This window comes from Gluconobacter roseus NBRC 3990 (genome assembly GCF_006538885.1).
Taxonomy (GTDB): domain Bacteria; phylum Pseudomonadota; class Alphaproteobacteria; order Acetobacterales; family Acetobacteraceae; genus Gluconobacter; species Gluconobacter roseus.
Genome location: NZ_BJLY01000001.1, coordinates 350244 through 364809, shown reverse-complemented (window position 1 = coordinate 364809; position 14566 = coordinate 350244). Strand labels below are relative to the sequence as shown.

At 53.6% G+C, this 14566-nt stretch carries 10 protein-coding genes and 1 pseudogene; 5 read left to right on the top strand and 6 right to left on the bottom strand.

Features of this window, described 5'->3' with window-relative positions; translation table 11 throughout:
* Positions 1 to 207: 207 nt before the first annotated feature.
* Positions 208 to 1203 carry an MIP/aquaporin family protein gene (locus GRO01_RS01505; RefSeq protein ID WP_083541207.1) on the top strand — a complete coding sequence of 332 codons (996 nt, stop codon included), beginning with the start codon at positions 208 to 210 and terminating at the stop codon, positions 1201 to 1203.
* A gap of 43 nt (positions 1204 to 1246) precedes the next feature.
* Here GRO01_RS01505 and GRO01_RS01500 read toward each other — a convergent pair whose 3' ends face one another.
* From GRO01_RS01500 to GRO01_RS01490, 3 genes are read right to left on the bottom strand one after another with little or no spacing between them, the layout of a single operon-like run.
* Positions 1247 to 2287, bottom strand: coding sequence for a WD40 repeat domain-containing protein (locus tag GRO01_RS01500; RefSeq protein WP_062507342.1), 1041 nt, complete (start codon positions 2285 to 2287; stop codon positions 1247 to 1249).
* Complete coding sequence (locus GRO01_RS01495) at positions 2284 to 3282, bottom strand: CobW family GTP-binding protein (protein WP_062507340.1); 999 nt, start codon at positions 3280 to 3282, stop codon at positions 2284 to 2286. The genes GRO01_RS01500 and GRO01_RS01495 overlap by 4 nt, the downstream gene beginning before the upstream one ends.
* A gap of 19 nt (positions 3283 to 3301) precedes the next feature.
* Positions 3302 to 4594 (bottom strand): O-antigen ligase family protein, encoded by a 1293-nt coding sequence (locus GRO01_RS01490; protein WP_062507338.1) that lies wholly within the window; start codon positions 4592 to 4594, stop codon positions 3302 to 3304.
* 90 nt (positions 4595 to 4684) lie between these two features.
* On the opposite strand from GRO01_RS01490, the gene GRO01_RS01485 reads away from it, so the two are divergent.
* Entirely contained in the window at positions 4685 to 5683 is a 999-nt protein-coding gene (locus GRO01_RS01485) for an aldo/keto reductase (protein ID WP_062507453.1), read from the top strand.
* A gap of 5 nt (positions 5684 to 5688) precedes the next feature.
* Here GRO01_RS01485 and GRO01_RS01480 read toward each other — a convergent pair whose 3' ends face one another.
* On the bottom strand, positions 5689 to 6777 hold the full coding sequence (locus GRO01_RS01480; protein WP_141306735.1) for a glycosyltransferase family 4 protein: 1089 nt from the start codon (positions 6775 to 6777) through the stop codon (positions 5689 to 5691).
* A 211-nt stretch (positions 6778 to 6988) separates the two neighbouring features.
* Between GRO01_RS01480 and GRO01_RS01475 the strand changes: the two genes are divergently transcribed.
* The 3 genes and pseudogenes from GRO01_RS01475 to GRO01_RS01465 all read left to right on the top strand — a co-directional run bounded on the left by GRO01_RS01475 (position 6989) and on the right by GRO01_RS01465 (position 11832).
* On the top strand, positions 6989 to 8587 hold the full coding sequence (locus GRO01_RS01475) for a putative bifunctional diguanylate cyclase/phosphodiesterase (RefSeq protein ID WP_062507333.1): 1599 nt from the start codon (positions 6989 to 6991) through the stop codon (positions 8585 to 8587).
* Positions 8588 to 9122: 535 nt separating this feature from the next.
* Positions 9123 to 9883 (top strand): annotated as a pseudogene (locus GRO01_RS01470) (IS5 family transposase).
* A gap of 374 nt (positions 9884 to 10257) precedes the next feature.
* Positions 10258 to 11832: a glycosyltransferase family 61 protein gene (locus GRO01_RS01465; protein WP_083541168.1), complete on the top strand. Its 1575-nt coding sequence runs from the start codon at positions 10258 to 10260 to the stop codon at positions 11830 to 11832.
* A 367-nt stretch (positions 11833 to 12199) separates the two neighbouring features.
* Here GRO01_RS01465 and GRO01_RS01460 read toward each other — a convergent pair whose 3' ends face one another.
* Both GRO01_RS01460 and GRO01_RS01455 read right to left on the bottom strand, forming a co-directional pair.
* Positions 12200 to 13159: an IS481 family transposase gene (locus GRO01_RS01460; RefSeq protein WP_062506963.1), complete on the bottom strand. Its 960-nt coding sequence runs from the start codon at positions 13157 to 13159 to the stop codon at positions 12200 to 12202.
* A gap of 207 nt (positions 13160 to 13366) precedes the next feature.
* Positions 13367 to 14566: an HAD-IIIA family hydrolase gene (locus GRO01_RS01455; RefSeq protein WP_231490009.1), complete on the bottom strand. Its 1200-nt coding sequence runs from the start codon at positions 14564 to 14566 to the stop codon at positions 13367 to 13369.

Genomic DNA, 14566 nt, shown 5'->3' with positions numbered 1-14566 from the left:
GTGACCCCAGTAGACGCAAAGTGCTCCTACATATTAGAGAGACGCCGCGAAGAGTTCCGCAATGGATGTCATGTGTTTCGCGCATCGTACCGCCACGAATACATGGACGAGGTCATGTCAGAACAGAAATCCGTTCCGGAAGAGGAAGAAAGCACTCGGGAGACACATCACCCCCATCTGCACCTTCCCCACTTCCATCTTCCACACATCAAGATCCCCCAGATCCACTGGCCACATTTCCATATCCACTTCCACGACCGCCCCCTTGCCGGTGATCCCCATCCTGAACGGCCGTTCCACTGGAATCTTTACGGATGCGAGACACTCGCCACCGCCATCCTGATGATTGCGGGCCTGACCTGCGTGATCTTCCTGTCTGCACCGGGCACATTCTTCAGCACCCTGCTCGCCCCTTATCCTACCTTGCAGACCGCCCTGTGCGGCCTCTGCTTCGGTCTCGCGGGCACGGTCGCCGCCATGACGCCGTTCGGAAAAGTCAGCGGCGCCCATCTTAACCCCTCCGTCACCCTCGCCTTCATGCTGTCGAAGAAAATCGTCTGGATCGACGCACTGGGCTACATTATCGCGCAGATCCTGGGCGCTGCACTCGGCACCGGCGCCGTCTATGCTTTCGGGATCATCTTCAAGCCCTGGCACCTGTTCTCGACGGAAGTGCATTACGGCGCGACCGTCCCCTATACCGATATCTCGATCTGGTATGCGCTCGGCTCCGAAATCCTCGTGACCGGTCTGCTCATCATGATGCTGTACTGGCTGGCAGCCCATCCCCGTTACAAGTGGATCACGCCCTGGATTGGCGGCCTGTTCTTCTTCGTCATGAACCCGATCACCGCCTGGATGTCCGGCAACAGTGCCAATTTCGCCCGCAGCTTCGGCCCGGACCTGTTTGCCGGTAACTGGAACGGATTGTGGATCTATCTTTTCGGACCATTCATCGGCTCATCCCTCGCCGTCCTGCTGATCCAGTCCGACATTCTGGGCAAGGTGCATCTGCTTGAGGCGCGTCTGGTCAATTTCGGCCATCACGGACGCGTCCCCCATCTCGAAGACCCCGATTTCAGACACGCCGCCCCCGAACATTACGATGCCTATCGTGCCCATCTGGAATCCCTCGCACGCAAACAGGCCCCTGACGCCACAGGCGATCTCCAGCCCGGCGACATAGAAAATGGGCCGGCCTGAACAATCAGACCGGCCCGTTCCCCTGTAACATCAGTTCCGACAATCAGTCCCCGCTGGACAGATCGATCGCGGCCAGAACGCCGTCTTCCGTCCCGAAAACCAGAGACCCGCCCTGAGGCGTGAAGGCCAGCGACGTGACCTTTCCACGCTTCGTATCCTGTCCGGAGCACAGCGGCAGGACGCGCTGGTTATTGCCACCGATTTCCGCGAGCACGACCGTCCCGTCTTCATAGCCCGCCGCGATGATGTCTTCCTTCGGGTTCGGACAGACCGCACTGACGAACAGCCCCGGCAGACGCGCCAGTTCGGCCGGCGCCTTACCCATCGGCCCGCCGCCAAAGAACGGCCACAGGATGATCGCATCCGCACCGGCCGTTGCCAGCCAGCGGCCATTGCGCGTAAACGCCAGCGATTTCACCTGCTTCGGATAGCCGCTCATGCGCATGTTATGCCCGTCCGACAGACGCCAGCCATGCAGGTCATTTTCCTGCATGGATGTCACCAGCGCCTCGCCGCCCGGATGGATAGCAATCGCGATATGGCTGCCCTTCCATTCAAACGGCCGCACGGTATCGACCTTGGCCTGCACGAACCACATCGACGCGCCATTATAATGTGACGCTGCGATCCGCTTGCCCTTCGCATCGAACACGATGCCGGTCACGGTCGAGGGATGCTCCAGAACCTTGAGCGTTTCCCGTCCTTCCGCCTTGCGGACCTCGATCTGCTTGCCCATCGAGAACGCCAGATGGTCCAGCGTGCTCGCCACGCAGTCGATCCAGCGCCGGCCCTCATGCAGGGTTTCGCTCCGCCCGTCAGCGAAAGTCCGGACGAGCTTTCCGTCCTCGCCGCCCGACAGGAACGCATCCGGAGCGCAATCCTGCGCCAGACACAGCCCGCCATCATGCGCAGCTACAACGGTCCAGCTTTCCGGATCACGCAGACGGTCCCGCGGGATAAGCACAAGCTCCCCGTCCGCCGTCAGCGCCGCAAAGCTGTTGCCATCCCGTGCGGAGACCACATGCACGACGGGGCTCTCGAACCGGCGCTCTCCGCCCCGGTCCGTCAGAAGATCACCCATCATTCCGCAATGCAGCTTTCAAAACCGCGACGAAGCTGCGGACGGTTGAGATTGCGGCCGATGAACACCAGACGAGATTCCCGGCTCTCACCCTCACGGAACGGACCGATGAAATCGCCATCCGCCATCATATGCACGGCCTGAAACGCAAAGCGGTCCTTCTCACCCTTGAAATGCAGGATGCCCTTGGCCCGCAGAATGTCCGCGCCCTGCTCCTGAAGAATCGCCCCGATCCAGGCCTGAAAACGGCGCTGGTCGATCAGGTCCTTGATACTCAGAGAAATGCTGGTGATGCCCTCTTCGTGCGAGTGATGCTCGTTCTCCAGAAAGTCCGGCATCGTCTTGAGCGCACGCGTCAGATCGAAGCCGCCACGACCAAGAATATCCGTCAGCTTCACGCCGCCATGCTGCGCCTCATGGATCTGCGCCACCGCATTAATCTTGCGCAGACGGGCCACGATCTCCTTGCGGCGTTCTTCATCCGCAAGATCAACCTTGTTGAGCACGATCACATCCGCAAACGCGATCTGGTTCACAGCCTCGGGGCTTTCATCCAGCGTTTCCATGACGTTGAACGCATCCACAACCGTCACAACCGCGTCCAGGCGCGCCTTCTCCCGCAGGTTCTCGTCCACGAAGAACGTCTGCGCGACCGGAGCCGGATCGGCCAGTCCGGTCGTCTCGACAATGATACCGTCAAAGCGATTCCGCCGGCGCAGCAGACTGCCCAGAATGCGGATCAGATCCCCGCGCACCGTGCAGCAGATGCAGCCATTGTTCATTTCGAACACTTCCTCGTCGGCATCCACCACGAGGTCATTATCGATCCCGAGTTCGCCGAACTCGTTCACGACAACCGCATATTTGCGGCCATGCTCGGCCGTCAGGATATGATTGAGAAGCGTCGTCTTGCCGGCGCCGAGAAAGCCGGTGAGAACCGTCACGGGAACGGTTCCGGTCCGTGCCGGGGTCGCAGTTGTGTCAGGGGTGCTGGACATAAGGCCTCCGTAATCTGCCTTACGATATAGGCCGGTCCTTGCCCGCTTGAAACCCGTCCCCATCCCGGAATGTCCGATAGGCCAGCGCCAGCCCCAGAAGCAGGAAGCCCCAGCCGCTCAGGGGCAGGTTCAAGAAGTCCGACGACGACGCGATCGGCCATTCCTGGATAAACACCGCCGCAAACAGGCCGATCGAAATGGCCGCACCATTCCGCCCCGGCCAGATCGCCTTCAGCCAGGTCGCGATCATCAATATGAACAGGATAAGCCCCGGCACCCCGGCATTGACCAGCGCCTGAAGGTAATGGTTGTGCGGATGCTGCACACACAGATCCAGCCATCCCTTCTCCGGCACGGCGTTGGACAGCCACGCCAGCCCATGGAACGTGGCCGGATCCGAACAGAAATGTCGGTAAGCGTCATACCCCTGTCCGATCCAGGGATGCGCTTGTGCCATCACGACCGCATGGGTGTAGATTTCCCCGTAGGGCGATTGGCCAAAATGCGTCAGCTGCTGCCGCGCCAGCGTTACGAGATGGAAGAAGCTGCCCGGCGAGAACACCCGCGCCACCAGCACCAGAACCGGCAGCATCGCCGCCGCCGCCAGTGCTGCCGGACGCATTGGCCGATAGAGCAGCGCACACACCCCGATCCCCAGCAGGGACAGTGCAAGCGGCATCCGCTGCCCGGCCAGAACCATAATTCCAACTGCCAGAACCGTGGCCATGCACAGCCCCAGTGTCCGCACCAGACGGCTGCGAGCCCCTTCGGCCGCAGCACATCCGACCATCAGCAGCGGCAAAATCAGCCGGGACAGAGGTGCTGCAGCCCGCGGATGCGCATACGGCCCCGTCAGCGTTCCATCATGAAAGCGCGGAATCCCGAACAGATTGCGCCCGAATACCGCTTGGATCAGCATCTGCAACGCGATATAAATCCCGCACGCACAGGTCAGCCACAGCACACGCCGGCGCCAGACCGCATCCTTCAGCACCCAGCAGCCCAAAGCGGCGGCTGCGAGTGGAAAACGGATCGCCAGCAAAGACTGCGTCAGCGCCCCATGCCCTGGCGCCACCCACAGCGTGCACAGAACCTGCCAGCCCCACCAGCAGAACGTGGCTACGACCCAAGGCTCCCGGAACCAGTCCCATCCGCCCTGACGCCGCCCGGTCAGGCCCGAATGCAGCAGAAGCAAAACGGCCAGAAGATCAAGATCGGCCTCACCTGCCACACGCACATGCGTCAGGGCCAGAGGCAGGACCACGGCAGCCCAGCGGCCGATCCGGGTCAGGACGGAAGGAGAGAAACGCATCTGGCGTGGATGGAAGGTTTCACGATTTCATGCAACCACTTCCAGCGCGATACGCTTTTTCGTTACTGTCCATTTCAAGTGGAGACACTCATGGCTTCCGACACCATCCGCATCCCCGGCATCGACACCTCCCTTTCCCGTGTTGCACTCGGCACATGGGCCATTGGCGGCTGGATGTGGGGCGGCCCCGATGATGACAATGGCGTCCGCACCATCCACGCCGCCATTGATGAAGGCATCAACCTGATCGACACCGCCCCGGTTTACGGCTTCGGCCATTCCGAGGAAATCGTTGGTCGGGCGCTCGCAGAGAAGCCCAACAAGGCGCATGTCGCCACGAAACTCGGGCTGCACTGGGTCGGCGAAGACGAAAAGAACATGAAAGTTTTCCGGGATTCCCGCCCGGCCCGCATCCGCAAGGAAGTCGAGGATTCGCTTCGCCGTCTGCGCGTTGAGACAATCGATCTCGAGCAGATCCATTGGCCCGACGACAAAACCCCGATCGACGAGAGCGCCCGCGAACTCCAGAAACTCCATCAGGAAGGCAAGATCCGCGCCCTCGGCGTGAGCAACTTCTCGCCTGAGCAGATGGACATTTTCCGCGAAGTCGCTCCCCTCGCCACGATCCAGCCGCCGCTGAATCTTTTCGAACGCACCATCGAAAAGGACATCCTGCCCTACGCCGAGAAGCACAACGCCGTCATTCTCGCCTATGGCTCGCTGTGCCGCGGCCTGCTGACGGGCAAGATGAACCGCGACACAACCTTCCCGAAAGACGACCTGCGCTCGAACGATCCGAAGTTCCAGAAGCCGAATTTCGAGAGATACCTCGCTGCTGTCGAGGACTTCGAAAAGCTGGCCCAGAAGCGCGGCAAGTCCGTCATGGCCTTTGCCGTTCGCTGGGTTCTGGATCAGGGCCCTGTCATCGCCCTGTGGGGTGCCCGCAAGCCAGAGCAGGTCTCAGGCGTAAAGGATGTGTTCGGCTGGTCCCTGACCGATGAGGAAAAGAAGGCCGTTGACGAAATCCTGGCCCGTCACGTCCCGAACCCCATCGACCCCACCTTCATGGCCCCTCCCGCCCGGGACTGAAGCCATCAGGGCTGCGGCGCGCGGTGAGCAAACGCAATTGCCTCCCGCCGCAATTCCCCAAGTCGCGTCCGGGCTGCCCCGACATCAAACAGGGCAGCCCGCTCCCGGCCTTTTATTCCCAGCTGTTCTCTCAGATGATCGTCATCCATCAGACGGCTCAAAGCCTGCTCCAGCGCACCCGGCTCATCAGGGTCCGCCAAGAGCGCCGCATCCCCAACCAGATCCGGCAATGCTCCCTTAGGCGACGCCACGACCGCCGCACCACATCCCATGGCTTCCAGTGCCGTCATACCGAACGGTTCCTGCCAGCGACTGGGCACCATAACGATGGCAGCCTCGGCCATGGCTTTCAGCACCCCGTCATGAGGCACATATCCCGTCATCATGACCCCTGCGGTCGCAGCAAGAGGCCGCAGCTTTTCCAGATAAGGCGTTTCTGGCGACTCAGGCCCAAAACGGTCTGCTCCCATAATAATGGCCCGCCACTCCGGATGAGCCGCACGGACTGCCCCCCAGGCCCTTACAAACGCATCCACGCCCTTGTCCGCGACGACCCGGCCTGCAAACAGGATCGTCTTCTGCCTCTGGGCAAAAGGACTGTATGGCAAGGCAGACAGATCGATACAGTTGGGCTGCATTTCAGTCCGGATCGAACCGCAGTTCTCACGAAAACGCTGGATGACCCACTCTGAAACACCACAGACCAGAACATGCCGCGCTAGTTCCTCCCGCTGCCGTACCGAGCGCGCGCCGCGCATCGTGCAGGGATCATTGTGCAAAACCAGCCTGACAGGCCCGAATCGCGCCAGAAAACGCGCCAGATCAGGCCGGTTGTGAATTTCCGTCAAAGCCGGCTGGCAGGAGCGCACCATTGACATACATGCCAGACGCAGACGCCACCCTGACGGCAGGGGAACACGAGGCAGGATTAACGGAAAATACTGACCACCCGGTAAAGGCATCCTGATCTGTCCCAGGCCAGCCACGACGTCCGAAATGCCCGCAATCCGGCTGACAAGCAGGGAAATCGCCCCTGCCCGTCCCGCTTCATACCGCTCACGAGGCGGTAAAATGGTCAGCACTTTGTAACTCATTGTATCTCGTTCTCTTAATTGAAACATTTTGTTTCAGTTAGAGTGTTTCCTGACTGTCTGACATTTCCAGTTTCTTAACAGAAACCGGGTCATCTTCCTGGAGGACAAAGGGACGGAAATGATCGTGAATATTCCTAGAGAAAGCAGCGGGGAAGGAGGCCGACAATGTACGGATGGCCACCCTCCAGAGCCTGCGCTCGGGAAAAACGTCATGGCCCTCTTTCCCATCCATCATCTCGCCGATGCCGCCAGCGAAGGACTGGCCATTCTGTATCAGGGCCGGATTATCGAAGCCAACAGGCCGCTCCTTTCCTGCGTCGGAACCGATCTGCAAAATTTTCCTACCCTGCGCGACATTCTGTCCGGTGCGCTCAAGGCCCCGCCAGACAACAGTTATCGTCCCGGCATGTTCCGAACACTGGAAGGACAGGTCCTGCATGTCCAGTTCAGACTGACGCCCCTGCGCCGTCGGGACCGGGACTGTCTGGCCCTGGCGATCATGTTCCCCCATTCCATGTCCATCGCCTTCGATACTTCTGCTCCGGACACTGCGACAGGACTGTACGGAAAGGACAAGTTCCAGAAAAGTCTTGCAGCCTTTTTCGGAAACGGGACAACCCAGCAGCCTGCAGGCATTCTCTTGCACGCCAACATCAACCGTTTTCGTACCATCAACGAGCGTTACGGCACCCAGGTCGCCAACCGTGTCCTGACCGAGGTCGGACAGCGCCTGAAAACATTTCTGACCGAGGACTGCATCATCGCGCGCCCGGCTGGGGATGAATTCGCCATCTTCTGCCCTTTTCCCTATGAGCATCCGGCTCAGGCGACCCGCTGGGCCCAGATCATCCGTGACGTTTTTCACACAACGCTTTCAGTTGCGGGGCACAGGATTCATCTGACCGCCAGTATCGGCTGCTGTGTCATTCCGTTTGATACCTATCGCTTCGAAACGGCATGTCATTACGCCGAACTGGCCCTGAACGAGGCTCGCCGTCTCCAGTCACCGGACTGGGTAAGATTCAACCCGGTCATGCAGGCAGACATCCAGCATCGCTCCGAACTGGAGCATGACCTGCAACACGCACTCGAGACGAACCAGTTCTTTCTGGAGTTTCAGCCGCTCATCTGCCTCAAAACCAATACAGTCGAATGCGTTGAAGCTCTTCTGCGCTGGCAGCACCCCGTGAAAGGCGTGATCTCCCCAAACGAGTTCATCCCCATTGCAGAAGAGAGCGGCCTCATCGTTCCGATCGGCCGTTGGGTTCCGCTTGAAGCATGCGCTCAGGCAAGCAGACTACCCGCCCATATCAGGATCGCCGTCAATATTTCTGCCGTCCAGTTCCTGCATGATGACATGTACGCCGCTGTAATCCAGACCCTGTTTCAGACAGGTCTGGCTGCGGACCGGCTCGAACTCGAATTGACCGAAAGCATTTTCCTGGAAGCTGTCCAGCGCAATCTGGACACCATGAGCAAGATCCGTACCCTGGGCGTAAAGATCGTCATGGATGATTTCGGGATTGGCTTCTCAAGCCTCAATTACCTACGAAGCTTCCCGTTCGACCGGATCAAGATCGACCGGTCTTTCATACGGGACATGCTGAATGATCCCCAGGCCGAAAGCATTGTCAGCGCCATCATGACACTGGGTCATGCCCTGTCGATGGAAGTCGTGGCCGAAGGCGTTGAAACGACTGCACAACTCGACATGCTGCGCCATACATCCTGTAGCACAGCCCAAGGCTTTCTGATGGGTCGCCCTGCTCCTCTGGTCAATCTAGCGTCATATCCCGGAATAGACGAATAAAGAGACCACGAAAATTTCCTTCGATCACCTATCCCTAACAGAGTCCAGACTTGTGCTCCCGTGTAAGCCGCACCCGCCTCACAACACGCCGCACCTCTCGCAGCCGACGATATTTCTCAACTGCCGTAAAAGGCACTTTATGCTCTTCATCAAATGAAAACCCCCCTTTCATGCAACGGGGAAACATGACACTAAGATTCCACTGGTCTCCTATAAGATGCCATTGCCTTTCCATCAGCGCTTTTGATACAAATTGCAAATTTTGAAATCTGCTCTGTCGAGCATTTCTTGGTTACGTTAGCAAAAGATCTATTAGGTACTGTTGACATAAGGTCTTTACAGGTTGGGGCGAACGTAATTCAACGTTGGTCTTTGCAAGGACCTGCGGATACATGTCAATCCAACGCATCAGGGACGGGTGATAATCGAGTTCCTTCTTACTCTTGAGCCCAAAATGTTGGGTTCGTCTAGCTAGGCTCAGGCCCCATTGATATAGGCGGTCGGATGTGATTCAGGCTCCTTGAGGAGACTGAAGATGAGTGAGCTGCACTGGCTGACGGACGAGCAGATGGATCATCTGCAGCCCTTTTATCCCGAAGAGCCATGGCAAACCTCGCGTTGATGATTGTCGTGTGTTGAGTGGGATCATTTTCGTGAACAAAAAATGGTCTGCGCTGGCGTGATGCACCCTGCAAATACGGTCCACACAAGACGCTCTACAACCGCTGGAAGCGCTGGAGTGCTCTGAGGATATTCATCCACATGATGGATGGACTGGCTACCGGCACGGTAGAGCCTCAGACGATCATGATTGATGTGGCCTCTCTCAAGGAACATCGCACAGCTTCGAGCCTGCGGTTAAAAAAGGGGCTCCAGGCCGTCTGATCGGGCGCACCGAAGGCGCGATGAATACGAAGCTGCATGTCGTCACCCACCGGAGCGGACGTCCGTTCGACTTCTTCATGACAGCAGGCCAGATCAGTAATTACACCGGTGCGGCTGCCCTTCTAAAGGGTCTCCCCTCAGCCGAATGAATGCTGGCAGACCGGGGCTATGATGCTGACTGGTTCAGGGAGGCCTTGGAGGAAAAAGGGATCACATCCTGTATTCCGGGCCGGAAATCCCGAGGGAAACCCATAAAATACGACAAGCGGAAATACAAAAGACGCAACCGTATCGAGATCATGTTCGGGAGACTCAAGGACTGGAGACGGGTCGCAACACGCTATGACAGATGCCCAACAGTCTTCTTCATTCTTCTCGGCAATCTGCCTCGCCGCAACCGTCATGTTCTGACTAAGAGTCCTGAGCCTAGGGTATCTGGGTCTGGTCGATGACGAACAGATACTTAACCACTTCAAGCAGATGCGCCGCATCCCCACCCGTTATGACAAAGGCGCCCTGTCTTTCTTGAACTTTCTCAATCTCGCCGCCGTAAGGCTCCGGATCAGGTCTTTTGCCAAGGTGATCTAGCTTATTGAAAAGGTAAAAACTTAACTATCTTTATAAAGCGAGATACAATGACAGCACGGCATTTTGATCTCGATTAGGGCTAAAACTACAGAAGGAATTTATAATGATACTCCATGATAGGAATCAAATATACAACATAAAACGAAAATGATACTTAAAACCAATACGTAATTGCCCTTATTGTAAAGGAAGATAAGATGATAGAGAAAAATATTAATGTAGATTTACTTGGTTATTGCAATTCTCACAACATAACAGAAGATATAATATCCAAATATCCAGAAATAATACAATATGGATCAGCAATAATTATTCCAACAATAAACCATTCCCCACAATCCGGGGTTTTTGATATATATGGAAATGCAATTCTTTCTGCTGCCCTTATAAATGGCAAAGAAAAACATCTGGGTCATGTTAATCCTTCTTATGCATCAGATGTGAATATTAACTTTTGCCCAGCGAAAACAAAAAACATTTATTGGGGTGGATGCATCGTAGGCCATTATGGACATTTCATAATGGACGTTTTACCAAGATGGTGGGCTTACGGTGAATATAAAAAACTTGGATATAAATTAGGAATAAATATAAACGACTGCACCGAATCTGAAATTTTTTCCACTGATTGGTTTCGACAATTTTTAAGTATTATGGATATATCATTAGAAGATATTCATATATTTAAATATACAACCTTAGTAGAAAATTTATGTGTGCCCTACTCCCTCATTATGGATAGAGCATACTATCACGAGAAACTTTCTTTATTTTTTAATAGTATTGGAGAAAAGGTAGAAAAATTAATTCCTTCTTATAAATTTAATGGGGAATATTACTTATCTAGAAAAAAATTACGACATGGGACAAGAAAAATTGTCAATGAATCTGAAATAGAAGAGATAATGATAAGAAATGGCATTGAAATTTTATACCCTGAAGAAATGACCGTATATGAACAGATAGCTATTTTTAGGCGTGCCCGTGTATATGGTTTTCTTAGTTCAGCGTTCCACAATAGCGCATTTTCAAAAAATTCAGAGGGATTATGTTTTTCTTTAGAAAAGAATATAAATAGATCGTTTTCTCTATTTGATAGTTCATCAAATTCTAAAATAATATATGTAGATACTCCAAATATCAACACAGAAAACGACCCTGAATTCTATGTATGTACAAAGGTAGTTTCCTTAGACAGATTAGAAGCCACACTAATTGCGTATAAAAATAATATTATGGAAGATGTAGTAAGCTACGAAAGGAATAAAAACAAATATTTTTATGATAACAAGAAAAATGGACCATTTCTCTTGGAAAATTTTCTTGGAGAAATAGCTTTTTTTTCGGAAACTGGGAAAGAAATCGAATTTAATATTGAAGGCAAAGAAAAAATTATAGTTTTTTTATATGGTGATATAGCATTTTTTTGTCACGAAAATAATAAAAGCTTTATATATGGAGGTAAATTCTTCAGCGCCATCAAAGACTTATCGAATAACAAATATTCATTTAGAGATATAGATAGTGATCTGTATATGTCTATAAAAGACTCCAAAAGCAGACGAATACTATCATGCGATCGAAAGAACAAAATGGGCTGGGAGGAATTTTCATTAATAGATTATAAATCCAACGAAAATTATTTTCTATATTTGTTGGAAAACCTACCCAGACTAGGAAATGATAAAAATAACACTGATACTTATCCTGAATATTCTAAAGGATTGAAGTGCCTGGCTGAAAATTTATGGACAAAAATTAGAAAATTATAGGATATTTAATACAATTTTGATAAATATTGTAATTTTTTTTCATTATGCTAATTAATACTCAAATAACGCTTGGAAGACTGGGAGCAAATATTTCTGTACATGAGGTTAGCCCCATGGCGACGAAGATCATGACCTGTGCCACATCGACGCGGCGTTCGTAATCACTCACGAACCGCTGCTATGGGGCTCCTCCATCCAAGAGTCCTCTTGACCATCCAGCATCGCGGCACCCTTTTAATCTCCTTTGCTCCGTTGGACGATTTCGACGATAAAAACCAGATGAATTGTCTTGTTTATTAATTTCAGGCAGTCATAGGCGCCATAAGTGCACAAATACTCACTCATGCTCAACGCTTACAGATCATATCTAGGTGTTTAGTCCCAGGGTTTGATGGGTTGGATTGATGATGAATCTTTCTGGCTCTGAAGTCCATATTTTGCAGACATATTCGTAAGGTGTGAGGCCACTGAGGGTCTTGAACCTTCGCCCGAAATTATAGGCTGCCATGAAGTCGTTGAGGTGTGTCCTCAACTGCTTATGACTGTCGTAATGGAAGCGTTTGACGGTTGCTTCCTTGATTGTCCGGTTCATCCACTCAACCTGACCGTTCGTCCAGGGATGATTGGGTTTCGTCAGACGATGTTCGATCCCGTGGGCTTCGCAGATCATGTCGAAGCGCACGGGACGCGACCAGGCCGTATTGCGATTACGGGGTTGGTCAGCGAACTGGATCCCATTGTCGGTCAGGATGGTGTGGATCCGGTAAGGGATGATGCTCAGGAGATGTTCGAGGAATTCCCAGGCTGTCTTCCGATCGGCTTTCCCGACGAGTTGTGTGACAGCGAATTTGCTTGTCCGGTCGATAGCAACGAAGAGGTGCAGCTTGCCCTCAGCAGTCTGGACTTCGGCAATATCGATGTGAAAAAAGCCGATGGGATAGCGTTTGAAGCGCTGGCGTTTGGGCTTGTCTCCCTCGATGTCCGGCAACCGTGAGATCTCGTGACGCTGAAAGCAGCGATGCAGGGCCGAACGTGTCAGATGAGGAATGCTGGCCTGCAGGGCATAAAGGCAGTCATCCAGCGGCAGTAAAGTATGCCGGCGAAAAGCGACTGCCATTGCTTCTTCGGTTTCTGTCAGGCTCGTTGAGCGAGGCTCTTTAGGGCCAGTTTTCTGATCTTCGACAGTCTGGCGCTTGCGCCATTTTGCAACTGTTTTCGGGTTGATCCCGAACTCCTCGCTCAGCGCTGCGAGCGAAGCCTGCGATCGCTGTATTGCTGCTCGCACGGCGTGCGTGGTCGTGGCGTTGCCACGACGTATCTGTCCCATAATGCTTCCTTCCACTCACGTGGAAATACCACACCATCAAACCCCGGGACTAAACACCTAGCTACAGATCTTAAATCACATCAGAACAATTTTACATAGACTCTATGTCGTATTGAGTGAAGCTTAATTTAGTATTTTAAAATTTTAATGAAATGAATTCAAAAAATCATGATGCCAAATGATAATATAGAATCCAATATTGAAAATTTATTCTGAGAAAGCCTCTATTTCGAGAATATCTTTCCCAACAATCAAATCTGACAGACTGCGCACACCCACAGGCATACCTTCAATTCCTGCAGCTCTCGCAGCCTGCATGTCAGACGGTTGATCGCCAAACAGAACACAGCGATCCGGATCAAGCTCCCACCGGTTCAGCAGATCAACAATCATGCCAGGTGCCGGCTTGCGATCCTCACTGGCTCCACAATATTCTTCGACCCGTGCTTCAGGATGCATTGGGCAGTAGCGCCAGTCATCCACGGTTCCCCCGTGTTGGCGAATGGTGTCAATGACCCAGACCATGAGCTGCTGGAGATCTTCCTCGGAGTAAAACCCACGGGCGATGCCAGACTGATTGGTTACGATAAAGACGTGATATCCCGCCTCGGTAATACGTGCGATGGCATCCAGAGCTCCTGGCTCCCACTCGAACCGCTCGCGCGTTCCGACCCATCCGAAATCCCGGTTGATAACCCCGTCACGGTCAAGAAAAACTGCCGGGCGATGCAGGATCCTCGGCAACTGTCGTCCGACCTTCTCAAGGTCATGTAAGTCGCTGACCTGATGACATGTTCCAGCCAGTCTCACTCCATTCAGATCACCATGCCGTGCAAGGCCGGGCAGCACATCATCCTGTAGGCTGCAGTTTTTTGTGAGGGTTTCGAGAATTGACGCCTCGAAAAGACAAACCCCCGTCATGCCTGGTGCTATCTCCCGATCTTTTCCATTCTCGGAATTAAGAGACACCTTATCTGCCGCAGTCACATCGACATCCGCCTGCCTGACTGTGCTCAGCAAAAGCCAGTGCCCCTGCCCAGCGGAACGCAGAAAATGAGACAGATTGCAGGAAAACAGAACGTTGGCATGACAGAAAAGAAAACGCTCTTGCAGATGCTGCCGGGCATGAAGCAGTGCACCGCCTGTACCATAGCCACAAGGCGTATATGAGATCAGCATACCTGCCGGTTTGGGGAGAAAAACCAGAAGGCCTTCGATTGCCGCCACAATCTCCGACGAATGGGCTTCAGTGAGAAAAACGAATTCCTTCACGCCGAAGCGCTGCAGCTCTCTCAGGAGCCATGCAAGAAATGGTCTGCCCGCACAGGACATGAGCGAAACAGGCAATGCCGAGGCCACAGGACGTTCAAGCAGAATAACACACTGACAGACCGTAACCCTGCGCAT